This window comes from Caulobacter sp. Root655 (assembly GCF_001427665.1).
Taxonomy (GTDB): domain Bacteria; phylum Pseudomonadota; class Alphaproteobacteria; order Caulobacterales; family Caulobacteraceae; genus Caulobacter.
Map to the genome: position 1 here is coordinate 397,509 of NZ_LMHC01000021.1, position 23,049 is coordinate 420,557.

General features: G+C 71.6%; 19 protein-coding genes. 18 read left to right on the top strand and 1 reads right to left on the bottom strand.

Features of this window, described 5'->3' with window-relative positions; all coding sequences use genetic code 11:
- Window positions 1-25: 25 nt before the first annotated feature.
- Window positions 26-667 (bottom strand): response regulator transcription factor, encoded by a 642-nt coding sequence (locus tag ASD79_RS13285; protein WP_235524440.1) that lies wholly within the window; start codon window positions 665-667, stop codon window positions 26-28.
- A gap of 616 nt (window positions 668-1,283) precedes the next feature.
- On the opposite strand from ASD79_RS13285, the gene ASD79_RS13290 reads away from it, so the two are divergent.
- Genes ASD79_RS13290 through ASD79_RS13370 form a run of 18 tightly spaced genes read left to right on the top strand, consistent with a single transcriptional unit; the run spans window position 1,284 to window position 23,039 of the window.
- Entirely contained in the window at window positions 1,284-1,616 is a 333-nt protein-coding gene (locus ASD79_RS13290; protein ID WP_056722360.1) for a hypothetical protein, read from the top strand.
- Between the two features lie 3 nt (window positions 1,617-1,619).
- Window positions 1,620-2,204 carry a DUF4255 domain-containing protein gene (locus ASD79_RS13295; RefSeq protein ID WP_056722362.1) on the top strand — a complete coding sequence of 195 codons (585 nt, stop codon included), beginning with the start codon at window positions 1,620-1,622 and terminating at the stop codon, window positions 2,202-2,204.
- On the top strand, window positions 2,201-3,106 hold the full coding sequence (locus ASD79_RS13300; protein WP_056722364.1) for a hypothetical protein: 906 nt from the start codon (window positions 2,201-2,203) through the stop codon (window positions 3,104-3,106). Before ASD79_RS13295 ends, ASD79_RS13300 begins: the two co-directional genes overlap by 4 nt.
- Before the next feature lie 19 nt (window positions 3,107-3,125).
- Window positions 3,126-4,988, top strand: a complete 1,863-nt coding sequence (locus ASD79_RS13305; protein ID WP_056722367.1) for a phage tail sheath subtilisin-like domain-containing protein — start codon at window positions 3,126-3,128, stop codon at window positions 4,986-4,988.
- A gap of 11 nt (window positions 4,989-4,999) precedes the next feature.
- Window positions 5,000-5,452: a phage tail protein gene (locus ASD79_RS13310; RefSeq protein WP_056722368.1), complete on the top strand. Its 453-nt coding sequence runs from the start codon at window positions 5,000-5,002 to the stop codon at window positions 5,450-5,452.
- Between the two features lie 4 nt (window positions 5,453-5,456).
- Window positions 5,457-8,216: a phage tail sheath C-terminal domain-containing protein gene (locus ASD79_RS13315; RefSeq protein ID WP_056722370.1), complete on the top strand. Its 2,760-nt coding sequence runs from the start codon at window positions 5,457-5,459 to the stop codon at window positions 8,214-8,216.
- Entirely contained in the window at window positions 8,216-8,677 is a 462-nt protein-coding gene (locus ASD79_RS13320) for a phage tail protein (protein ID WP_056722373.1), read from the top strand. The genes ASD79_RS13315 and ASD79_RS13320 overlap by 1 nt, the downstream gene beginning before the upstream one ends.
- Before the next feature lie 3 nt (window positions 8,678-8,680).
- On the top strand, window positions 8,681-9,484 hold the full coding sequence (locus ASD79_RS13325; RefSeq protein WP_056722374.1) for a hypothetical protein: 804 nt from the start codon (window positions 8,681-8,683) through the stop codon (window positions 9,482-9,484).
- 14 nt (window positions 9,485-9,498) lie between these two features.
- On the top strand, window positions 9,499-9,663 hold the full coding sequence (locus ASD79_RS23910) for a hypothetical protein (RefSeq protein WP_156400494.1): 165 nt from the start codon (window positions 9,499-9,501) through the stop codon (window positions 9,661-9,663).
- Window positions 9,664-9,685: 22 nt separating this feature from the next.
- Window positions 9,686-10,753 (top strand): phage late control D family protein, encoded by a 1,068-nt coding sequence (locus tag ASD79_RS13330; protein WP_056722376.1) that lies wholly within the window; start codon window positions 9,686-9,688, stop codon window positions 10,751-10,753.
- Window positions 10,750-11,469: a phage baseplate assembly protein V gene (locus ASD79_RS13335; RefSeq protein WP_056722378.1), complete on the top strand. Its 720-nt coding sequence runs from the start codon at window positions 10,750-10,752 to the stop codon at window positions 11,467-11,469. Before ASD79_RS13330 ends, ASD79_RS13335 begins: the two co-directional genes overlap by 4 nt.
- Window positions 11,466-13,493: a hypothetical protein gene (locus ASD79_RS13340; protein WP_056722381.1), complete on the top strand. Its 2,028-nt coding sequence runs from the start codon at window positions 11,466-11,468 to the stop codon at window positions 13,491-13,493. The genes ASD79_RS13335 and ASD79_RS13340 overlap by 4 nt, the downstream gene beginning before the upstream one ends.
- Complete coding sequence (locus ASD79_RS13345) at window positions 13,490-13,885, top strand: GPW/gp25 family protein (RefSeq protein WP_056722383.1); 396 nt, start codon at window positions 13,490-13,492, stop codon at window positions 13,883-13,885. Before ASD79_RS13340 ends, ASD79_RS13345 begins: the two co-directional genes overlap by 4 nt.
- A gap of 15 nt (window positions 13,886-13,900) precedes the next feature.
- Entirely contained in the window at window positions 13,901-16,171 is a 2,271-nt protein-coding gene (locus ASD79_RS13350; RefSeq protein WP_056722384.1) for a baseplate J/gp47 family protein, read from the top strand.
- Window positions 16,171-19,011, top strand: a complete 2,841-nt coding sequence (locus tag ASD79_RS13355) for a phage tail protein (RefSeq protein WP_056722387.1) — start codon at window positions 16,171-16,173, stop codon at window positions 19,009-19,011. The genes ASD79_RS13350 and ASD79_RS13355 overlap by 1 nt, the downstream gene beginning before the upstream one ends.
- Before the next feature lie 51 nt (window positions 19,012-19,062).
- Window positions 19,063-20,394: a hypothetical protein gene (locus tag ASD79_RS13360; RefSeq protein WP_156400495.1), complete on the top strand. Its 1,332-nt coding sequence runs from the start codon at window positions 19,063-19,065 to the stop codon at window positions 20,392-20,394.
- Between the two features lie 10 nt (window positions 20,395-20,404).
- Entirely contained in the window at window positions 20,405-21,682 is a 1,278-nt protein-coding gene (locus ASD79_RS13365) for a hypothetical protein (protein ID WP_056722391.1), read from the top strand.
- Between the two features lie 28 nt (window positions 21,683-21,710).
- Complete coding sequence (locus ASD79_RS13370) at window positions 21,711-23,039, top strand: IPT/TIG domain-containing protein (RefSeq protein ID WP_056722393.1); 1,329 nt, start codon at window positions 21,711-21,713, stop codon at window positions 23,037-23,039.
- The last annotated feature ends 10 nt before the right edge of the window (window positions 23,040-23,049 follow it).

Here is a 23,049-nt window from a genome sequence, read left to right on the forward strand (position 1 = left end):
CGACGGCAAGCATGGTCTCGCGCCGCTAGCCCCGCAGATAGGCGGTGATGGCCGCCCGGCGCTTGATCTTCAGCTTCTCGAGGATGTTGTGGACATGGTTCTTGACCGTCGCCGCGCCGATCCGGAGCTGCATGGCGACTTCCTTGTTCGACAGCCCCTGGGCGATCAACTCGGCGATCTGCTGCTCGCGCCGGGTCAATAGCGACGGCTCGCCGCGCGCGGGATCGCGGTCACCGGCCAGACAGCCCAGCCGGTTGAACAACATGCCCGCGATGCGGGGCGAACAGGGCAGCTCGCCCCGCATCGCGTGTCCGACGGCCGCGGCCAGCTCGGCCGTGGTGCCCTCCCGCCAGACGAAGGCCGAGAGCCCCGCCTCGGCGCAGGCCAGCACCCCATGCTCGTCGCCGTCGATGCCGAAACCGACGATGCGGGTCGAAGGCGCGCCACGCAGGATCGCCCGCGACAGGGCCAGGCCGTTCGGCAGCGAACCGTCCAGCAGGACGGCGTCGGGACAGAGTGCTTCCGTGCTCTCGATGGCGTCGGCGCTGCTGGTCGCGCCAACCACCTCCAGGGCGCCGCCACGCGCCAGGCTGAGAGCCAGGCCCTCGCGATAGAGCCGCACGTCGCTGATGATGAGCACGCGGGGCCAGGTCTCCGCGCGGCTCACGGCCGTGTCCCGCCCTGGTGATCCGTGGGCCGCTTCGCCCGTCTCGATCATCTGGTTCACCCTTGCCTGTCCCGGGCGCGCGGCGGCGCGCCATGCAGCATGTCGTCCACAAGCGCACTGTTCAGGCTGCGTCGGTCCCGGCGACCGACCTGGACCACGATGTCCGCGAATAAACGGCCTGCCGGCATCGGCGCCCCCAGCGCCAACCCCTTCGCTCCGCACGGACATCCCGTCCAAACGCCCCGTATCGCATTTTTAACCATACGACCGATGGTAGTAGTTTAGCTGACGCCGCTCATTTCGAAAACCCATGTTCGGTGTGGATTTCGACAAAGTTCATGCCGTTCAGCCCCTTGGCCTGGACCGAATATGGACCATTTGGTCCATGCCCATGGGTCAAAACCGCTCTCGAACGCTCAACGGTCGCCGCTCGAACCCGCCAGTAACGGGCGAAGGACAACCGCAAGCTTAGCCGTGACGCCAGACCGTCCGGTCCATGCCGCGCCTAGACCGGTTTTTGCCCGCTCGGTTCATTCCCGCCCCCCGGACGACCGCCTAGCGTTCCGCAAAAGAGGCCGAGGGGTCTGTGACCAAGATCCGTATCCTTCTCGCGAGCATGCCCACGATGTTGACCGACATCATCGACGACCTTGTGTCCGAGCAGAGCGACATGCTGGTCGTGGCCAAGGCTCCGACCACCGACGACTGGATCGGCGCGGCCCGGCGCGCGGCGGCCGATGTCGTGATCGTCCGCAAGTCGCATAGCCGGCAATCCGTCGATCCGATCTCGGACGTCACCGCCCTGGGCCGGTTGCGGATCCTGGCGATCGACGACGGCGGCCGCACCGGCAGCCTCTACCGCCTGCATCCCGAACGGGTGGCCCTGGGCGAGCTGTCGGGCGAGCGCCTGGTGGCCGCGGTCCGCGCCGCCGCGCGCGAGGCGGACTAGGACATGGCCAACACCCGCGCCATCGCCGCCGCCAGCGCCGCCATCGCCGGGCTGCTTCGCGACCGCTATCCGCGCGACGACTTCGGCTCGTCCCTGGAGGTCTCGCTCTACCAGGCCAAGAGCTTCGAAAGCCCGATGGGCGACGGTTTTTCGGTCTTCCTGTGGCGGGTGGGGATCAACGCCAGCCTCCGCGCCCTGCCGCCGAGGCGGACGCCCGACGGGCGGCGCTATCGCGCCTCGCTGCCGCTCGACCTCTATTACATGATCACCGCCTGGGCAGACGACACCGAGCGCCAGCAGCGGATGCTGGGCTGGGCGATGCGGGCCCTGGAGGACGCCGGTCCGCTGTCGGCGGCCCAGCTCAACCAGTATGTGGCCGAGGACGACACCTTCCGCCCGGAAGAGGCCGTCGACGTGGTCTGCGACCCGTTGAGCCTGGCCGACCAGCTGACCCTGTGGGACCGGCTCAAGAAGCTTCCGCCGTCCGTCAACTACGTGGTGCGCATGGTCCTGCTCGACTCCGACATCGAGCTCGACGGCGGTCCGCCGGTCCAGGTGCGCGACTTCGACATGGCGGTGCTGCGATGACCGGCTTCGCCGTACTTGAGAAGATCAGCTACCCCGCGCCGCTGGGCCTGGTGTTCCAGGACATGGCGACCGGAGCCTGGATCGGCGACCATCTCGACGTCACGGTCCACGATCGCCGATCACCCTTCGCGCGCCGGACCCTGACGCCCAACCGGGTCGGGATCTGGAGCGGCCGCCTGCCGGGCTTCACCGACGCGGCCCTGACGGCCGACGACTGGAGCGCCCTGGCCCGACCGTTCCGCGTCGAGGTGCGCGATCCGCTCGGGCGCTTCCTGCCTCTGGCCTTCGACGCCGACCTGCCGGCGAAGGGCCTGTACGACTGGGCCGGCTGGTCCGCCCTGCCCGCCTCGCCGCCCGCGCCGCTGCTCGACGACGGTTCGCCCGTCGGTGTCCTGACCGGCCGCATTCCGTTGTTCTCGGCCCCGGCCCGCCGCGTCGCCCCGCCCATTGTCGAGATCCACGCCGAACTCGCCGACCTGACGACCGGCCGCCCGGCCGCCTGGGCCCTGGTCGCCGCGCGGATCGACGGGGTCACCCGGGGCCTGGGCCTGGCCGACGCGACCGGCCGCGCCGCACTGTTCTTCCCCTGGCCCGCGCGACCAAGACCCACCCTGTTCACCTCGCCGCCGGCCATGGCCGACTTCCGCTGGGACCTGACGCTGGACGCCTATCACCAGCCGGTCGTCGGCGGCTCGCCGCCCGGCGCCGACGGGCCACCGGAGCCGCCTGACCTGGCCGACATCCTGGCCCAACTGGACCATCCGGTGACGCCGCTGGCCTCGACCCTTTCGCCGCCCGAGCCGCTGGGCGTCCAGCCCCTGACCTACGGACGCCCGCTGACCCTACGCACTTTGGAGACGGCCGAAGGGCCGTCGTCCAGCCTCTTCCTGACCTCGAATTGACCCCGCGAGGAGACCGTCGATGCCCGAATATCTAGCCCCTGGCGTCTATGTGGAGGAGGTCTCCTTCCGCGCCAAATCGATCGAGGGCGTCAGCACGACGACCACCGGTCTGATCGGTCCCGCCCGCTACGGGCCGCTCGACATCGAGCCGGAGATCATCACCAGCCTCGTCGAGTTCGAGCGCGTCTATGGCGGCAAGGAACGGCTGATCTGGAACGGCGCCCCGATCGACAACTACCTCTGGCACGGGGCGCGCGCCTTCTTCGAGGAGGGCGGCAAGCGGCTCTATGTCAGCCGGACCTTCCGGCCCGGCGACAGCGGCACGGGCTACGCCGAGCCCGCGGTCAGCGAGACGCCGCCCGTCACGGTCCGCGCCCGGTTCCCAGGACGGGCCGGCGACGCGCGGGTGACCTTCACCTTCCGCCTGGGCCAGAACGTTCTGGCCGACACCCCGGACGGCCCCGCCCTGCGCTCGACCATCGATCGCGATCTCGTCTATATCGGCGGATCGATCGACGCCTTCCACCTGGCGCTGTGGGACGAAGCGGCGCGGACCTGGCGGTTCAACAACACCGACGATGACCTCGAAGCGGCGACGCTGGAACTGGCCGACCTCGACCCGACGACGACGGCCGTCCGTACCCTGACGGTCACCGTGACGGTCGAGCCGACCGGCCGCGACATGCCGGTCTTCGTCGCCGCCGACCTGGCGCTCGACCCCAAGCACCGCCGCGGCGGGGCGCCGGACTCGGTGTTCGCCTATTTCGCCGCCCAGCCGGCCAGCCTGTCGCGGTCGCGCACTATTCCGATCGTCATCTCGACGGGAGCTCCCGACGGCCTGGCGATCCTGCAGGACTTCATCGACGCCTATGTCGTCGCCAGCCCGGTCGGCAGTCCGCCGGACCTCGGCATCGAGGGCAACCTGCTGGACGACGACAGCCCGCCCGCCCGGCGCAGCCTGGTGGTCAATCTGCGCGGCGGTGGCGACGGTCTGCGCCCGTTCGCGAGCCATTACGCGGGCGAGGTCGACGGCACGACCGACCGCAAGACCGGGCTTAAGCAGTTCGAGGACATCGAGGACATCTCGATCGTCGCCGCCCCGGGCTCCACGGCGATCTATGACAGCCAGACCCAGGGCATCCTCTCCCAGCTGATCATCCACGCCGAGCGCATGCGCTACCGGATCGCCGTGCTCGACAGCGTCAAGGACCAGACGATCTCGGAAGTCCGCGAGATGCGGGCGCTGTTCGATTCCAGCCACGCCGCCCTCTACTATCCATGGGTGCGGGTGATCGACCCCCTGAGCCAGGAGGAGATCAACGTCCCGCCGTCGGGCCACGTGGCCGGCATCTACGCCCGCAACGACATCGAGCGCGCGGTCTACAAGGCCCCGGCCAACGAGGTGGTCAACCTGGCCATCGGCTTCGAGAAGCTGCTCAACAAGTCCCAGCAGGAGGTGCTGAACCCCGAGGGGATCAACTGCTTCCGCTTCTTCGAGGGGCGCGGGATGCGGTTGTGGGGCGCCCGGACGATCAGCTCCGACCCCGAATGGAAGTACGTCAACCTGCGGCGCTACTTCGCCTATCTGGAGCGCTCGATCGACAAGGGCACGCAGTGGGCGGTGTTCGAGCCGAACGGCCCACAGCTGTGGGCCAATGTGCGCCGCACCCTCGAGGATTTCCTCCTCAACGAATGGCAGAACGGCGCCCTGCTCGGCGACAAGCCCGAGCGCTCGTTCTTCGTCAAATGCGACCGTTCGACCATGACCCAGAACGACCTCGATAACGGGCGGCTGGTCTGTCTGATCGGCGTCGCCCCCCTGCGTCCCGCTGAATTCGTCATCTTCCGCATCGGCCAGTGGACGGCCGACCGCAAGATCTAAGGGGAGCCGTCATGGCCGTAGAACGCGAGCGTCCGTATGTGCAGTTCAACTTCCTGGTCGACCTCGGCGACGGGGTCACCGAGGGGCCCGGCGCCGGCTTCCAGGAGGTGAGCGGCGTGGGCATGGAGGTCACCGTCTCGGAGTACCGCAACGGTAATTCCAAGGAGAACTCCGTCCAGAAGATCACCGGGATGAACAAGTCGACCGACGTCACCCTGAAGCGGGGCGTGATCGGCAAACTCAACCTCTACAAATGGCTGGATCAGATCCGCAACGGCGACCAGGCCGGCCTGCGCACCGTCACCGTGCAGCTGCAGAACGAAGACCACAGCGAGATCGTCCAGACCTGGAAGCTGCTGCGCGCGCGCCCGATGAAGCACACCAGTGGCCCCTTCAACGCCAAGGGCACCGACGTGGCGATGGAGGAACTGGTCCTGGCCTACGAGCGGCTGGAGATGGAATAGCCGCATGTACGGTCCCGGCCTCCTCCCGGGCGTCAGCTTCGACGCCGCGCCGCCGCCACGGCCCGACCAGCCGCCGCGCATGGACATCGCGGTGTTCGTCGGCTTCGCGGCCAACGGGCCCGTCCACCGCCCCGTGGCGGTCGACGGCGTGGCGGCATTCGAGGCGGTGTTCGGCGGCGATGCGCCGCTGGGTTGGGACGTGACGCGGGGCGAGCGGGTGATCGCGGCCCTGGCCCCGACGGTGCGCGGCTTCTTCGCCAATGGCGGCCGGCGCTGCTGGGTGATCCGCGTGGCCCGGACCGAGGACCTGGAGGCGCGCTGGCGCGGCGTGGCTCCGAGCGCATTGGGCGAACCCCAGAAGCGCGACGTCGCCAGGCGCGGCCGCTTCGTCCTGCCCGGCCTGGTGTCGGCGACCACCGGCGGAACCTTCGAAGCCGCCCAGGCCCAGGCGCGCGGACTGGGCGCCGGCTCCGACGGCCTGCGGGTCTCGACGCGGTTGAACCGCACCGGCCTGGCCTCCCAGGACCTGGCGTGGGACGACGACGGCGCGCGCTTCCCGGCCCAGGGCTGCCGGGTCGGCGACCTGGTCGAACTGGCCGACCCCGGCTTTACCCATCGCGCCTACGCCCATGTCGACAGCCTCGTCGACGGCCTAGCCCACGCCTCGTGGCGCGGCCGGTTCGCGCGGGTGGACGTGGCCGACGTCGGCGGTCTCGGCGCCGCCGACCTGCCCGGTGACGACGAGGTCCCCGGCGCGGCCAGCCTGGCGCCCGCCGCCCTGGCGCGCCTGACCTTCACCGCGCCCGCGCCCCAAGGCCTGCGACCAGGACGCTGGGCGCGCTGGGCCCACGCCGGCCATCAGGTCTGGCTGCGGATCGACACCGCGCGCGGCGCGGCGGCTGGCGGCGAGACGGTGGTCGAGGGCCCCGCCTGGCGCGCCCTGGGTCCGATCGCTCCCGCGCCAGGCCCTGTTCTGCTGGCCCGCCTGGCCCTCGACCTGCGTATCGAGAGCGGCGCCTCGCCGACTGTCCTGACGGAGATCGGCCTGACGCCGGACCATCCGGGCGCCTGGTGGACCCATCTGGACGACGACCGGTTCTATGCCCGGCCGCGCGACGCGGTTTCCGGCCGTCCACCGCTGAGCGCTTCGGATGATGACGTGCTGGCCCCTCCGACCGCATGGCTGCCCTTGGGACTGGAGGCGACGTTCGGCGACGCCCTGGGTCCGCTCTCCATGGCCGGGACCGCCCTCGAACGCGACGGCCTTTCGCGCCAGGACGCCGAGCTGTTCCTCGACCCCCGCCTGGCCGACCTGACGGTCGCCACCCTGGCGACCGAAGCCGAACGAATCCGCGAAATCGACGGCGAGCGGCTGTTCGGCGTCCACGGCGCCCTGGGGGTCGGCGAAGGCCGCGAATGGAACGAGGCCAGCCTGGTGGCCGCGCCGGACGCCGTCCAGCCGCGTTGGGAACGGCGCCCCGACGAAGTCGTCCCACCGCCGACCCCGGCCGCCTTCAAGCCGCCGCCCCACTGGTTCAGCCACCGCGGCGCCTGCACCACGGCGCCGGCCGGCGCCCAGGTCGAGGGACCCGACTTCGCCAACTTCCTCGATCGCGACAGCTTCGTCGTCGCCACGCCGGCGCTGCAAGGTCCGGTCGGCGCGATCCCGCCGGGCCCGCTGAGCCTGACCTGGACCACGGCCGATCCGGCGGCGCTCTATATCCTGGAGCAGGCCACGCGCGCCGACCTCTCCGACGCCGTCGAAATCTGGCGCGGGACCGCCCTGTCGCACACCCTCGACGCCGACCGCGAGGGCGTCTTCTACTACCGGCTGACCGCGAGGGTGGGCGACACCTCCAGCGTCCCAGCCGCGATCGCCGTGGCGGTGCGCGCCGACGCCTGGCTGGCCGCGCCCTTTGGCGAAGACGCCCGCGAGGCTCTCCTGAGTGTCCACCGCGCCCTGCTACGACTGGCCGCCGCCAGCGGCGAACTGTTCGCCGTGCTGTCCCTGCCGCGCGACGACCGCGCCGCCCAGGCCGTGGCCCATGCCGGCCGTCTGACAGCTCGGCGCGATCCGTCCCAGCCCGGCGACGGCCTGAGCGACGGCGAGCGTCGCGCCCTGTCCTACGGCGCGCTGCACCATCCCTGGGTGCTGTCATCGACGCCGACCCGGGCGGCCGACGGCAAGCCGCGCCTGGCCGCCTGCCCGCCCGACGGCGTCGCGGCCGGCGTCCTGGCCGCCCGCGCCAACGCACGCGGCGCCTGGGTCGCTCCCGCCAACGAACCCCTGCGCGACATCGTCGGCCTCGACCCGCTGATCGACCCCGCCGATCGCCTGGCGCTCGATACGGCCCGGATCAACCTGATCCGCCGAGAGCCGCGCGGGTTCCTGGTGCTCGACGCGGACACCCTGTCGGACGAGACGGAATGGCGGTCGATCCCGACGCGCCGCCTGTTCAGCCTGATCCGTCGCCTGGCCGTGCGGCGGGGCGCGTCCTACGTCTTCGAACCGAACGGCGATGTCCTGCGCCGCGCCGTCGAACGCGGCTTCAGCCAGATGCTGGAGACCCTGTTCCACAAGGGCGCCTTCGCCGGCGCCACCCCGGCCGAGAGCTTTCGGGTCACCGTCGATCCCAGCCCCGCCGACCGCTTCGCCGGACGGCTGCTGGTCGAGATCGCCGTCGCCCCCGCCGCGCCGCTGCGCTTCCTGACCGTCCGCCTGCGCCAGGTCGGCGAGCGCTTCACCTTCTCGGAGGAGACCTGATGGCCGCCGCTGCGTACCCGTTCACGACCTTCAACTTCTCGGTCGAGATCAATCGCGGCCAGGACGGCGGCGCGCTGGTGGCGGCGGCCTTTTCCGACTGCGACGGCCTGGACATGAGCATGGAGGTCAAGACCATCCGCGAGGGTGGCGCCAACGACCGCCAGATCCGGCTGAACGGTCCGGCCGCCTACGCCAACCTGGTGCTCAAGCGCGGCATGACCGCCAATTTCGACCTCTGGAAATGGTTCAGCGACAGCATCGTCGATCCCGGCCTGCGGGCCGACGCCGAGGTGGTGATGCTGGGCGAGGACGGCCAGGCCGAGCGGGCCCGCTTCCGCCTGGCCCGCTGCGTGCCGATCAAGATGAAGGCCCCGGCCCTGTCGGCCAAGGACGGCGCGGTCGCCGTCGAGGAGCTGCACATCGCCTACGAGTCCCTCGTCCTCATACCGGGGAAGGGCTGAGCCATGGGTGAGCTGGTCAAGGCGCAGCTGATCGAGCTGAAGCAGGATTTCCAGAGCGAAAAGGACGGCGGCCAGCGCGTGGCCGTGCAGTTCAATCCCGAAACCCTCAAGGTCACCTTCGCCAACCAGATCGTCCAGCCCCAGGGCGGCGACCAGGCGGCGGGCAATTCCGGTCGGCAGTTCGTCGGAGCCGGCACCACCAAGCTGGCCCTGACCCTGTGGTTCGACGTCACCGCCATGACCGAGGACGCCGTCGACGACGTCCGTCGGCTGACCCAGAAGGTCATCTATTTCATGACCCCGGCCCCGGCCGAGGGCGACGCCACCAAGCTGGCCCCGCCGGGCGTGCGCTTCATCTGGGGCTCGTTCCTGTTCGACGGCATGGTCGAGGGGCTGGAGGAGTCGCTGGAATACTTCTCGCCCGACGGCAAGCCGCTGCGGGCCAACCTGACCCTGACGCTCAGCCAGCAGAAGATCCTGGAGGCCAAGTTCGAGGGCGAGGGCAAGGTCCCCGCCCGGCCCGGTCACAAGCCGCTGAACAGCGCCAAGGCCGGCGACTCCCTGCAGTCGATGGCCGGGGCCGGCGGCAAGGGTGGTTTCGGCTTCAGCGCCAGCGTGGGCGGCGGCCTGGGCGGGGGTTGGCAGGCGATCGCCTCGGCCAACGGCATCGAGGACCCGCTGCGCCTGTCGCCGGGTCAACTGATCGACCTGGACGTCAAGGCCGGCGCCGGCTTCGGCGCCGCGGTCTCCGCCCCCTCCCTTCCCTCACCCCGCATCAGCGTCGGCGCGACGCTGGCGTTCGACTGACGAGGAGCCCCGCCATGCCCGTGGTCATCAACGAATTCGAGGCGGTCGCCGACGCTCCGCCCCGCGACGAGGCCGGCGGCGCGGCCGAGGGCGGCGGCGAGACCAAGCTCGAACCGGCCGATCTGCGCCACCTGATCGAAACCCTCGCCCGCGACGCCGCCCGCGCCTGGGCCCACTGAGCCGCCGGAACCGAAGATCGCCATGCCCAGCTCCAACCTCGCCATCCTGCCGACCCGCCCCGCCCGCCCGTCGATCGAGATCGACGGCGAGCGCCAGGCGACGCTGACGGCCGCGCTGCTGAGCCTGGAGATCGCCGACGCCATCGAGGGCATGACCCGTTGCAGCCTGACCCTGGGCAACTGGGGCGGAGCCGACCACCCCGGCTTCCAGCACTTCGACCGTCGCACTGTCGAATTCGGCAAGGCCCTGGCGATCAAGGTCGGCGACGAGACCCTGTTCGAAGGCAAGATTTCCGCCATCGCCGCCGACTATCCCGATGGTGGTCCGCCCAAGATCGGCATCCTGGCCGAGGACCGCCTGCAGGACCTGCGGATGGTCCGCCGCACCCGGTGCTTCGCCGACAAGTCGCTGGCCGACCTGGTGCGAAGCATCGCCGGCGATCACGGCCTCCAGGCCCAGGTCGACCTCTCCGGCTCCGCGACGAAGGTCCAGGCCCAGCTGAACCAGAGCGACCTGGCCTTCCTCAACGACCTGGCGCGCCGCGAAGACGCCGAGGTCTGGGTCGAGGGCGACGCCCTGCACGCGGCCAAGACCCGCGGCGGCGAGGCCATCGAACTGGCCTGGGCCGGTCCGCTGCGTGAGTTCCATGTCGCGGCCGATCTGACCCATCAGCGCACCGCCCTGGTCGCCTCGGGCTGGGACGTCGCCGAGCGGGCCGTCGCCAGCAACCGCGCCGAGGCCGCCGCGATCAGCGCCGAACTTGGCCAGGATGTCGGCGGCGCGGCGATCCTGCGGCAGGCGTTCGGGGAGCGGGTCGACACCCTGGCCCATGGCCTGCCGCGCGACGGCGGCGAGGCCCGCGTCCTGGCCGAGGCCAGCTTCCGCCACATGGCCCGTCGCTTCGTCACCGGTCACGGGGTCGCCGAGAGCGGCAAGGGCGTGAAGGTCGGGAGCAAGCTGAAGCTCTCGGGCCTGGGCCCGCTGTTCGATGGCGACTACCGCGCCACGGCCGTCACCCATCGCTTCGACAACGCCAAGGGCCTGCGCACGGAATTCCGCTGCGATCGGCCCGGGATCGGCCGGCCATGAGGGCGCTGTTCGACCTCGACCGCCAGGAGCGCCAGTGGGCCGAGCGCCAGCCGGAGGGCTGGGGCGGTCGCTGGTACGGCGTCGCCCCAGCCCAGGTGCTGGACATCCAGGACCCCGACAACCAAGGCCGCGTGAAGGTCGCCCTGCCCTGGGCGCCGGACTCCGGCGGCGGCCGCTACGAAGCCTGGGCGCGGATGGCGACCCTGTTCGCCGGCAAGGATCGCGGCAGCTGGTTCATCCCCGACGTCGACGACGAGGTGCTGGTGGCGTTCGAGCACGGAGATCCCCGCCGCCCCTACGTCCTGGGCGGACTTTGGAACGGCAAGGACGCGCCACCGGAGTCGATGGCCAGCGGCAACAACAAGAAGGTCATCCGGTCGCGCAACGGCGTGAAGATCACCTTCGACGACCAGGACGGCCAGGAGAAGCTGATCCTCGAGACCCCCGGCGGCCAGTCGGTGACCTTGAAGGACGGCCCCGGAGCGGTCGAGATCGTCGACAGCAACGGCAACTCCATCAAGCTGGAGGCCGCGGGCGTGACGATCACCGCCTCGGCCAAGGTCACGGTCAACGCCAGCCAGGTGGCGGTCAGCGCCGGCATGGTCACGGTCGACGCCGGCATGTCGCGGTTCTCCGGCGTGATCCAGTGCGACACGCTGATCTCCAACAGCGTGGTCTCGGCGTCGTACACTCCAGGCGCGGGGAATATCTGGTGAACGCTCCCCTCCCTTCCAAGACGGGCCATCCCGTCGCCTGGCAGGCGCCCCGGCCGCTGTGGAGCGGCCTGGCGGGAGCCAGCGCGCCAGCCATCCTGCGCTTCGCCGGCGACGACTTCATGGACCAGATGCTGGCCACCCTGGCCAACGACCCGGCCCGGATCGGCGAAAGGCTGGCGCGGCCCGAGACCTGGCGCAGCCCGCCCAGCGAGACCGGCGAGGCAGACCTGGTGCAGCGCGTGCCGCTGCCCGGCCTGATCGCCGACGCGCGCCGCAAGCGCGCCCTCAAGGTCCGCGCCCCGGCGATCGCGCCGCGCCCACCCGCGCCGCTGAAGCTCTACCAGCCGGCCCACCAACGCTTCTACCTGGTCGGAGCCAGCCTGGTCTGCGCCATTCCCGGCCTGCCGGAGCGAACGATAGCGGGTGGGGCCGAGACCGTGGGCTTCGTGATCCGCCGCCTGCTGCCCGGCGTGGCGGGCGAGGCCGGCGACACCGCCTTGCGCGAATTCGCCTATCTGAAAGGCGGCGAAACGGCGACCTGGCGGCGGGTGTCGAGCGGGACCAATGCCGCCAGCCTGGCGCCCGGCGAGGAGCTGCTGCCGCTGTTCCCGATGGCGCACCAGGACGAGGCCCTGCGCCGCCGCACGCTGTGGAGCGGCCTCGTACCGGTCGGTCGCCGCGAGGACTACCTCTCGGCCGGGGTCAACCGCACGCCCCAGCCGCTGGCCGAGGGCCAGCTCGCGACCCTGCACCCCGCGCCGCCGATCGCCCCGACGCCGTCGATCACCGCCCGGATGACCCAGTTCAAGATGGAGGTCGCCGAGCCCTGGAAGGGCCTGGTGCGCGCCGCCCTCCTGGCCCAGGCGCGCCTGGCCGAACAGCATCCCGACAGCACCGAAACCGCCGGCACCAAGCGCCCCCGCGCCCTGGCCCTGAACCTTGGTTGGCAGACCCAGTCGTGGCTGATCCTGCTCGACTTCGCCGACTGGCTGGCCGCGCACCTGCCCGAGGTCTGGGCGGCCGTGGGCAGCGGATCCCCGGCAGGCCTGCCTCCCAAGCCGCTGGCCGTGTTCAACTGGCTGAACGCCACGACCGTCAGTCCCCTCATGATCCAGGGCATGCTCAACGCCGGCGCCGAAATCAAGCCGATGGCGGGGTCGTTGCGCGAAGCCCTCAAGATGGTCGCCCAGACCGCCACGCGGGACGGCCTGGAAGCCGCCGAGACGCTGTACTCCGTCGACACCAAGGCCCAGCCGGTCTGGCCCGCAAAGCATTTCCCCCTGGCCGGATTGAACCACAACCTGATCGCCGACGGGGCCTACAAGGCGGTGTCCAGCCTGGGCGCCCCGGGCGCGACCGAACTGGACAGCCAGCCGGCGATCGCCGATCCGGCCGACGCCGCCGAGTCTCTCGATCGCCTGACCGCCCTGGTGGTTCGAGCCCTGGTCGCCCGCGACGAAAGCGACGCCCGGCCCCTGCCCTTCGCCCTGAAGCTGCGCGACGTCATCCTCCAGACCGGCGACGACCCCGGCTGGTTCGTGATCCGCTTCGTGCACATGAACCGCGACTGCGGGCCGCTGCATCCGCCGACCGTCTCGGCCCCGACCGAGCGGTTCCAGCTGGCCAGCTTCTTCGACCCGGACGCGCCGGTGCGGCCGATCCGCATCTCGCTGCCGCTCGACACCAGCGCCGCGGGCCTGCGCAAGCACGGGCGCGGCACGGCCTTCGTGATCTCCGACATGCTGTGCGGCCAGATCCAGCGCGCCAAGGGCATGGGCCTGGTCGACCTGGTGCGCTCGGTGCTGCCGTGGCCGCTGCACAAGGCGCTGGAGGTCGGCGAAGGCGGTCCCTGCAAGGGCGGCGGGATCAACATCGGCATGATCTGCTCGCTGTCGATCCCGATCATCACGATCTGCGCCCTGATCCTGCTGATGATCATCGTCAGCCTGCTCGACTTCATCTTCCGCTGGATGCCCTGGTTCGTGATGTGCTTCCCGATCCCCGGCCTGAAGGGGAAGAAATGAGCGCGCTCAACCCTTTCGGCAAAAGCCTCTCCTTCCCGCCCCGCGTCGGGATCGACGGCCGCATGGCCTGGTCGGAGGGCGAGCAGAACATCCGCGAGTCGATCGCGGTGATCCTGCGCACCGAGCCCGGCGAACGCGTCGCCCTGGCGCCGTTCGGGGCGGGACTGGGCCGGTTCCTGTTCGAGCCCAACAACGCCGCCACCCACGTCCGCATCGAGGGCGCGATCGGCGCGGCCCTGGCCCGGTGGGAGCCGCGCATCAAGCTGGAGGGCGTCGAGGTCACGCCCGACCCGCGCCAGGCCGACGCCGCCCTGGCCGCCGTCGACTACCGCCTGGTGGCCACCGGCGCGCGGGCCCGGATCAGCGTCACCGTCCCACTCGGCCAGACCTAGGAAGAGGAACCCGCCATGCCCCTTCCCGCACCGCCGCTCGACAGCCGCCGCTACCAGCAACTGGTCGATGAACTGCTGGCGCGCGCGCCGGTCCACACGCCCGAATGGACCAATTTCAACGCCAGCGACCCTGGCGTCACCCTGGTCCAGCTGTTCGCCTTCCTGACCGAGAGCCTGCTCTATCGCGCCAACCAGATTCCCGAGCGCAACCGGGCCAAGTTCCTGAGCCTGCTGGGCGTGCCCCTGTCTCCGGCCGTGGCGGCCAAGGGGCTGGCGACCATCGCCAACGACCGGGCGGCGCTAGAGGTCCAGGCATTGTCGAAGGACATGGAGCTGCGGGCCGGCGAGGTTCCGTTCCGCACCGGCCAGGGCCTGGACGTGCTGCCGATCGAGACCCGTGTCCTGCTCAAGCGGGCGGTCAGCGAGCCGACGCCGGAACTGCTCGACTACTACAAGCTGCTCTACGCCTCGTATGGCGGGGCCTTGCCCGAGGACCTGGCGCTCTATGAGACCGTCGCCTTCGACCCCGCCGCGGGTCCGGCCGACCTGTCGCTGACCACCGACCGCTCGCTGTGGATCGCGATCCTGGGCCGCAAGAGCGACAGGGTGGAGGGCGACGATCCCTGGTTGCCGGTGCGCAAGGCCCTGGCCGGCCGCACCCTGTCGCTGGGCCTGGCGCCCGCCACCGATGTCGAGACCCGAACCCTGAAGCCCGGCGGCGCGGCCATCGCGCCGGCCGACCTGCTGTCGTTCGAGCTTCCGCGGGTCAATTCGGCCCTGGCCTTCGACGCCGACGGCCGACCCGCCCCCACCTACCGCCGGCTGGAGACCCGCGCCGACTTCGATCCCCTGACCCAGCCCGGCGTGATCCAGATCCAGCTGCCCGACGCCGGAGCCATCGTCAGCTGGCGCGATCTCGACCCATTGGAAAGCGGGGTCGGCGATCTGCCCCCGGCCATCGAGGACGGGGCCCTGGCCGATCGGCTGATCACCTGGCTGCGGGTGCGGGCCACCGGCGCGGCCCTGGTCCGGCTACGCTGGATCGGCGTCAACGCCACGCCGATCCATCAGTACGAGACCATCGTCGCCGAGCGGCTGGCCGAGGGCGACGGAACCATCGACCAGGTCCGCCAGCTGTCGCACGCCCCGGTGCTGAAGGGCACGGTCGAGGTCAGCAGCATCGAGGACGGGGTCGAGCGGCGCTGGCGGGTGATCGACGACCTGCTGGCCGCCGGCCCCGAAGTGGCGGCGACCGGCGTCGAAGGCGTCGCCGGCCCCGTCGATGTCTTCGCCGTCGACGCCGAGGCCGGCCGCGTTACCTTCGGCGACGGCCTGACCGGTCGGCGCCCCGCGCCGGGCGCGCGGCTCTATGCCAGCTACGGCTTCAGCCTGGGCGCCGAGGGCAATGTGGCGGCCGGGTCGATCAAGGGCGGACCGCTGCTGCCGGCCGGGTTCTCGGCGACAAATCCCATCGCCACCTGGGGCGGGGCCGACGCCGAGGACACCGCCAGCGGCGAGAAGCAGGTCCGGCGCTACCTGCAGCATCGCGACCGTCTGGTCACCGCCGACGACTTCGTGTCGATCGCCTGGCGCACGCCCGGCGCGGCGATCGGCCGGATCGAGGTGCTCCCCGCCTGGCATCCCGACCTCGGACAGGCCGGCCCCGGCAGCGCACCGGGCGTCGTCACCCTGATGGCCATTCCCTCCGCCGACCCCGACCATCCGGCCGCGCCCCGCGCCGACCGCCCCTTCCTGGACGCCCTGTGCCGCTATCTCGATCCGCGCCGGCTGGTGACCACCGAGCTGGTCCTGCGCGGCGCCAACTATCGCGGCCTGTGGATCTCGATCGGCGTCGAGGTGGCCGGCGGCGCGTCGGTCGCCCAGACGGTGGAAGCGGTCCGCAAGCGCATCCGGGCCTATCTCAGCCCCCTGCCGCCGACGGGCGCGGGCGTCGCCGACCTGCAGGGTCAGTTGTTCGGTCCGGCGCCGGACCCCGCCCTGCGCGGCTGGCCGCTGGGTCAGGCGATCAGCGCCCGGGCCATCCTGGCCGAGGCGGCGCGCACGCCTGGCGTGGTCTCGGTCGCCGACGTTCTGCTGGCCGAAGGCGGCCGTGCGGCGACCGCCGGTGTCGAGATCAGCGGCCTCGACCTGCCCGAGATCCTCGGCCTGTCGGTGACGGCCGGCGATCCGATTTCGCTGGAATCCCTGCGCGGCGACACCGGCGGCGTCGCTCCCCCAACCGGCCCGGCGCGCCTGCCCGTGCCGATCGTGGCGGAGACCTGCTGATGAACGTCAACGGCGGCCGTTTCCATCTGCTGCTTGGCCCCGGTGACTGGGGGCGCTGCCTGGGCGACCTCGACGGCGCGCCCCAGCCATTGGCGACGCTGTGGTCGTCGCCGGAGGACGCGCCCGCCACGCCACCGCCGGCCTGGGACACCGCCCGCGCCGAACTGACCTTGCCGCCGCGTCTGGAGATTTTGCCCGCCACGGAAGGCGAAGCCCCGCTCGACCTGGCCGCCCGGCGCGGCGCAGCGGCCGACGCCCACGGCAACGTCTACTGGATCGCCGACAGCCGGGCCCAGCTCCTGGTGCGCTCGGCCGGCAGCGGCGCGACCAGCGCCTTCTGGCCCGACGCCCACGCCGAAGCCGAGGACGCCCTGTTCGGCCCGCGCAGGCCGGCGCCGACCGCGGCGCAGACCTTCATGGGCATGGTCGTCACGTGGGACGCCTGGCTGGTCGTCGCCTTCGAGGCCGCCGACCGAAGCGGCTTCCTGGTCTTCGACCTCGTGTCCGGCGGTCCGCCGAGCGAACGGTTGTGGACCGCCGGGTCCGGGCCGACCGTGCACGACATGGCGCCGCGCCCGGATGGCGGCGTCTGGCTGCTGGACCGCACGGATCGCCGGCTATGGGCGCTGGATCGCGGCTTCTCGGTGACCGGCGTCGGCCCCGATGGCCCGGAGACGCCAGAGCTGTTCCAGCCCCTGGAGGGCGCGCCCCGCACGCTGCGCGCGGCGACCCGTCCGATCGGTCGCGACCTGACCCTGGCGGCGGCCGACATCGACCCGATCGCGCTGGAACCCCTGAGCGACGGCGGCCTGTTGGTCCTGGACCGCACCGCGACCGGCGGAACCCGGATATTCCGCCTGCCGGCCGACGGCGGCGACGCCACCGCTCTGCTCGCGCTCGATGATCCCACCCAGGACCTGGTCGTGGCCAAGGGCGCGGTGCGGGGCGGCGAGCGCGAGACGCGCCTGTTCCTGGCCGGCGGGGTCGGAAACCAGGCGCGGGCCTGGCGCCTGGCCGAGGACGGGACGCTGATCGGCACGGCGGAGCTCTTCCCGCTTCGGCGGTTCGGCGGCCGCGCCCTGATCTCGGTCCAGGGGGCGGCGCACTACGACAGCGGCCTGACCTCGCCCCGCTGGACGCCGCTGGTCGAGAAACCCCGCGTCCGCTACGCCGAGACCGCCCAGTTCCTGACCCTGGCGATGGACGGCGAGACCCCGCAATGCGTCTGGGACCGCCTGCGGCTCGACGCCGTCATCCCGGCCGGAACCTCGGTCGAGGTCTGGGCGCGGGCCAGTGACAACCCGGCCGGCGCCGACGGCCTGCTGGGCGCGCCGTGGGTCGCGCAGCCCCGGCCATGTCTGGCCGGCGACGGCGGCGACCTGCCCTGGCGCGGCCCCCTGGCCCTGCCGCCCGGCGATCCGAAGACCGGGGCCGGGACCTGGCACCTGCTGTTCCAGGAAGCGCGTGGCCGGTACCTGCAATTGCGCCTGAAGCTGTCGGGCGACGGCGCGGCCAGCCCCCGCCTGCGAGCCCTGCGCGCCTGGTATCCGCGCTTCTCCTATGTCGAGCGCTTCCTGCCGGCCGTCTATCGCGAGGAGCCGGGCGACTTCCTCGAGCGGTTCCTGGCCAACATGGAAGGGATCAACACCGCCATCGAGGACCGCATCGCCAAGGCCCAGGCGCTGTTCGACCCCCGCACGGCGCCGACCGAAGCCCTGGCCTGGATGGCCGACTGGTTCGACGTGGCGCTGGATCCGGCGTGGGACGAGCGGCGACGGCGGCTGTTCGTGACCAGGGCCGTCGACTTCTTCCGCTGGCGCGGCACCCGCCATGGCCTGGAGCTGGCCCTGGCCCTGGCGTTCGAGCCCTGCATCGACGAACACCGCTTCGACGACCCCGATCCCGATTGCATCTGTCCCCGCCCCATCCGCATCGTCGAGCGCTATCTGAGCCGCCGGATCGGCGCCCTGGCGGCCGGCGACCCCGGCTCCGCCGAGGGCCTGAAGCAGGTCGCGCCCGGGGCGCGCTGGACGCCCGCCGAGGGAAACGTCGGCCTGGCCGAGCGCTGGGCGCGCTGGCTGGGCCGCGAGCCGACGGCGGACGAGCTCTACCAGACCTTCCCACTGTTCACGCCCGACGCCTCCGACGACCGGGACGGGTTCTGGCTGGCTGAACTGGGCTTCCCGCCGCGTTCCGGGGCAGAGGAGCGGACGCGCTGGCGCTGTTTCCAGACCACGCGCCTGCTGACCGATCCAGGCGCCCTGCTCGACCTGCCGCGCGGCGGACCGCCGGCCGGGCTCGAAACGGCCTGGAACGAGTTCCTCGCCCTGGCCTCGCCGGACCGCCGTCGCTGGCAGGACTTCCTGGCCGGTCGTTACCGGCGGATAGGCCGGCTCAACGCCGCCCATGGCGGCGACTGGGCGGACTTCGACCAGGTCTCGCTGCCCGACCATCTGCCGCAGGGCGAGACGGCGATGATCGACTGGTTCCAGTTCGAGAGCCGCCTGCTGCCGATCGCCCGCTCGGCCCACCGCTTCTCGGTCCTGCTGCCGATGACCACCAGCGGCGAAGCGGCGTTCGACGCCGAGCGGCGCCTGGTGCTGGCCAGACGCATCGTCGCCCTGGAAAAGCCCGCCCACACCGTGTTCGACGTGCGCTTCTACTGGGCCATGAACCGGCTGGGCGAGGCCAGGCTGGGTCTCGACACCCAGATCGGCCAGGGCAGCCGCGCCCCGGAACTGATCCCGCCCGCCGTGCTGGGCGCGGCCTATCTGGGCGCCAGCTTCATCGGCCCCGACGGTCCCACCGTCGGCGGCGACCGCCGGAGGCTGGCATGCTGACCGCCCGCCTCCATCGCAACCCCTTGAACCCGAACCGCCCGGAGGATCCTGATGGGATGCTGTGACAGAGGATCGAGCCTCGTCTCGGCCGGACCGGCCGACCCGTCGCTACACGTCAACTACGCCAAGGGCATGGTCCTGGGCGTCGACGACTTCGTCCAGGAGTTCACCTATCTCTCGGGCCGCGACCAGTGGGCGGTGCGCGAACTGGCCGGCTACGGTGTGACCAGCGGCCTGGCGGTGAGCGTCGAGGACGACGCCGCCGGCCCGCGCGTCCGGGTCACGGCCGGCGCCGCCGCCGCGCCGAGCGGTCAGTTGATCTGCGTCAAGGCCGACCAGTGCGGCGCGCTCAACGCCTGGCTGGCCAATCCCGAGAACGCGGCGCTCGTGCCCGACCATATCGTTCCGGCCTCACTGCCCGGCGCCGGAGTGCTGCCGCTCTATCTGACGCTCTGCTACGCCGACTGCCAGACGGCCCTGGCGCCGATCCCGGGCGAGCCCTGTCGATCGGAAGAGGACCTGATGGCGCCGTCGCGGGTCGCCGACGACTATCGCCTCACCCTCGGCGTCACGCCGCCACCCCAGACCGAGCATGACGCCGTCGCCGACTTCGCCCAGTGGCTGGGCGCCTTGACCACCGCCGGCCCGGTCCTGCCGCCCGCGGACGAGGAAGCCGCCTGGCTGGCAGCCCTGCGCGCCGCCGCCGCGCCCTGGCTGGAGATCGACAACGAAAGCCCGCCCACCTCGCCGCCCGACGACTACATGTTCGGCTCGCCGCCACTCAGCCTGGAGGTCGCGCCGGAGCGCTATCCGGCCTTCCTGCGCCTGGCCCTGCGACTATGGGTGACCGAGCTTCGGCCGCTGTGGATGGCCCGTCGTTGCGGCGGCCTCGCGGACGCCCTGGACGATTGCGTCCTGCTGGCCCGCCTCGATACGCCGGTGATCCTGGTCGGATCGGACGGTGGGACCTGGCAAGTCGACGGCCTGGCCGCCGACATCGTCATCGATCAGCGCGACCGGCCGGTGCTGGCGTCGCTGGCCCTAGCGCAGGCCCTTCAGACCTTGCCGCCGCCCTCGCTTCCCGCCGCGCCGCCCGGTGCGACGATCGCCCTGGCGGACCTCAACGTCGACACGACCCTGGACGAGACCCACGTCTGCGTCCTTTGCACGGGAGCCCTGGCCCTGACCCTGCCCAAGACCGCGCCCGCCAACCGGGGGCGCCTGCATGTGATCAAGAGCCTGGGCGACAACCTCAAGCTGGTCGCCGACCCCGCCGACACCTTCGACGGCGCGGGCGACACGCTCGGCGTCGATCCCGGCAAGGCCGTGACCCTGGTGTCGGACGGAAGCGCCGGTTGGCGCGTCCTTTCGGCCCTGGCCTGAGGAGGGCGCGATGGGCGAGGTCTTCCAGCTCCAGGAACCCCTGACCGAAGGCGGCGTCCGCTCGGTCAACTTCTTCAACGGCCGCCTGCTGACCGGCGGCGACCTCGGACGCGAACAGACGGCCCGGCGCGAGGTCGACGCCCGGCTGGGCCTGGCGGTCGGCGATGGCGTGGCCTTCGGCCTGGAGGTCACCGACGGCGGCCTGACCAGCGACAGCCGCCTGCCGACCGTCAAGGTCGCCGCCGGCCTGGCGATCAATCGCCTGGGCCAGACCTTGCGCCTGACCCAGGCCGCCCAGGTGGCCCTGGCGCGCGGCGGCGGCGCCCTCGCGTCGGGCGACTGCCTGTTCGGCGACTGCGCGCCGGTGCTGGGCGGAACCTATGTGGCCGGCGCCGGGGTCTACATCCTCACCCTGGCCCCAGCCGAGGCCCGGGCCGGCTCGGCCCCGACCAACGGGCTGGACCCGGACAATGTCCGCTGCAACACCGACGTGGTGGTCAGTGGCGTCCAGCTTCGCCTGCTGGCCGTGCCGCCATCGCTGCTGCCCGGCCTGTCGGCGGCCGCCCCCGACTATCGCAACGCCCTGGCCTACCGCGCCTTCGGGACGGGCATGGCGACCGACTGGACTGCCGACCTGCTGGGCGCGCCGCCCCGCGCCGACGACCTGACCGACGCCATGCGGCGCTTCGGCCTCGGCGACGCCGACGTCCCCCTGGCCCTGCTGGCCTTCACCCGCGCCACCGACCTGACGTTCATCGACGCCTGGAGCGTGCGCCGTCCGCTGGCCGCCGCCGATCCGGGCGGACTGGCGACCCTGGCGGGCGCGCGGCGCGTCGCGGTCGGCCAGGCGATGTTCCGGCAGTTCCAGGAGCACATCGCCGACCTGACCGGTTCGGGCGGCGGCCTGGGCGCCGCCACGGCCGCCGGCCTCTTCGGCCATCTTCCAGCCGCCGGGATCATTCCCGCGCCGAGACCGACGCCCGGGCAAAGCCCCGTTCCCACCTTCTTCCAGGGCCTGACGGTGAGCGGTCCCCGCTATCTCAACGCCGCCGAGGCCGAGGCGCTGATCCGCGAAAGCCTGGTCCGGCCGCCGATCACGGTCGGCGATGGCGCCTTCGTCCAGCTCTACCGGGTGGCCGAGACCGACATGGCCATCGACCAGGCTCCGGCCAGTCCGAGCCGCCCCGCCCCGTTCATGATCTTCGCCAGCGGCCACCTGCCCTACCGCGCCGACGCCCGCTTCGATCTCTTCCGTTGGGACTACGCCCACTACGCCCTGCGGCCCTGACCCGCTCCAATCCGCCGAGGACAAGCCCATGCCTCCGACCATCACCGCCAGTCCCGGGAATATCGTCGTCCCGATGTCGACCATCCTGCAGGCGCTGGACGGCGTGCTCACGCCGGCCGAGCGCGACGCCCTGCTCGGCGCCGTGGTCGGCGTCCGGGCGGATCAGGTCCAGCCCGGCGACCTGATCACCGCCCAGTTCGTGAACAGCCTGCTCGAGGACATCAATACGCTGCAACTGCGCGTCGCCGCTCTGGAAGGCAGCGCGGGCGGGCCGGTCCTGGTTCGGATCGAGCCATCGAACGAGACGGCCGTCGGCGACCTGCTGACGCTGATCGGTTCGGGTTTCGACATCCAGCCCGGCAAGACGACGGTGCTGATGGGCGGGGTCCAGATCAGCGCCTTCAACCTGGGGTCCGACTCCACCAAGCTGATGTTCCAGGTTCCCGACAGTTTCACGGGCCTGCCCAAGACCGTCGCCGTCAGTGTCAAGGTCGGCGACCGCGGTTCGACCAGTCTGGCCTGCCTGGTGAACCCGCTCGTTCCCCAGCAGGGCGGCCAGGTGGTGATCGAGCCCACGACTCCGGCCTTGGGAACCATCATCGTCGGGAACACCTATCCGATATCGTGGCAGGTCGACAGCCAGACCATCCTGCCGGCCACCTATCGCTTCGCGCTGCTGTTCACGGGGCTCACCGGCTCCACCGTGACCGCCTGGAAGACCGCCGCGATCATCGCCCCCACCGGTGACCAACAGATCACCCGCGGCGCCCCGATCACCGTGACGGCCAACGTCAAGGTGCCCACCGGAGCCTCCAAGGCGACCATCTCGCTGGACGTCACCTCGACGGATGGCCTGTTCCACAACACCTCGTCGCCGCTCGACCTTGTCGTCGGCCAGGCCCCAGCGGTCAGCGATCCACGCGTCACCTTCGATCCGATCTCGATCGGCGCGGCCGCCCAGACCGTACGCAAGGCCCAGATCACCGTCGACGGCGCCTCGCTGGCGGGGGTGCAGATCAAGTTCGGCCAGACCGGCGTCATCCCGCTCACTGTCCGCCTGCAAGCCGACGCCGAGCATCCGGGCACCGCGACGGCGGCGGGCGATTACACCTACACGGCGGTCATCGAAACGCCGGCCGGGCGCTGGGCGGCCCCGATCGTCGCGCCGACCGGCAACACCAGCGTCGCGGCGGGTTCGACCCGATCCCTGAACCTGACCGTGCAGAACACCGACGCCGGCACGTCCCCGATCCCGACCTTCCTCAAGATCAGCGTCGCCCACCGCCCACCGGGCAGCGCCGCACCGGCCGACTTCACCTCGTTCATCCGCATCCCGATCCAAGGCTACGTCAGCTGAGGCGCACCCG

Coding starts and splice junctions, on each gene's coding strand:
- ASD79_RS13290 (WP_056722360.1), top strand. CDS start 1,284: ATGCCCACGATGTTGACCGACATCATCGACGACCTTGTGTCCGAGCAG.
- ASD79_RS13295 (WP_056722362.1), top strand. CDS start 1,620: ATGGCCAACACCCGCGCCATCGCCGCCGCCAGCGCCGCCATCGCCGGG.
- ASD79_RS13300 (WP_056722364.1), top strand. CDS start 2,201: ATGACCGGCTTCGCCGTACTTGAGAAGATCAGCTACCCCGCGCCGCTG.
- ASD79_RS13305 (WP_056722367.1), top strand. CDS start 3,126: ATGCCCGAATATCTAGCCCCTGGCGTCTATGTGGAGGAGGTCTCCTTC.
- ASD79_RS13310 (WP_056722368.1), top strand. CDS start 5,000: ATGGCCGTAGAACGCGAGCGTCCGTATGTGCAGTTCAACTTCCTGGTC.
- ASD79_RS13315 (WP_056722370.1), top strand. CDS start 5,457: ATGTACGGTCCCGGCCTCCTCCCGGGCGTCAGCTTCGACGCCGCGCCG.
- ASD79_RS13320 (WP_056722373.1), top strand. CDS start 8,216: ATGGCCGCCGCTGCGTACCCGTTCACGACCTTCAACTTCTCGGTCGAG.
- ASD79_RS13325 (WP_056722374.1), top strand. CDS start 8,681: ATGGGTGAGCTGGTCAAGGCGCAGCTGATCGAGCTGAAGCAGGATTTC.
- ASD79_RS23910 (WP_156400494.1), top strand. CDS start 9,499: ATGCCCGTGGTCATCAACGAATTCGAGGCGGTCGCCGACGCTCCGCCC.
- ASD79_RS13330 (WP_056722376.1), top strand. CDS start 9,686: ATGCCCAGCTCCAACCTCGCCATCCTGCCGACCCGCCCCGCCCGCCCG.
- ASD79_RS13335 (WP_056722378.1), top strand. CDS start 10,750: ATGAGGGCGCTGTTCGACCTCGACCGCCAGGAGCGCCAGTGGGCCGAG.
- ASD79_RS13345 (WP_056722383.1), top strand. CDS start 13,490: ATGAGCGCGCTCAACCCTTTCGGCAAAAGCCTCTCCTTCCCGCCCCGC.
- ASD79_RS13350 (WP_056722384.1), top strand. CDS start 13,901: ATGCCCCTTCCCGCACCGCCGCTCGACAGCCGCCGCTACCAGCAACTG.
- ASD79_RS13355 (WP_056722387.1), top strand. CDS start 16,171: ATGAACGTCAACGGCGGCCGTTTCCATCTGCTGCTTGGCCCCGGTGAC.
- ASD79_RS13360 (WP_156400495.1), top strand. CDS start 19,063: ATGGGATGCTGTGACAGAGGATCGAGCCTCGTCTCGGCCGGACCGGCC.
- ASD79_RS13365 (WP_056722391.1), top strand. CDS start 20,405: ATGGGCGAGGTCTTCCAGCTCCAGGAACCCCTGACCGAAGGCGGCGTC.
- ASD79_RS13370 (WP_056722393.1), top strand. CDS start 21,711: ATGCCTCCGACCATCACCGCCAGTCCCGGGAATATCGTCGTCCCGATG.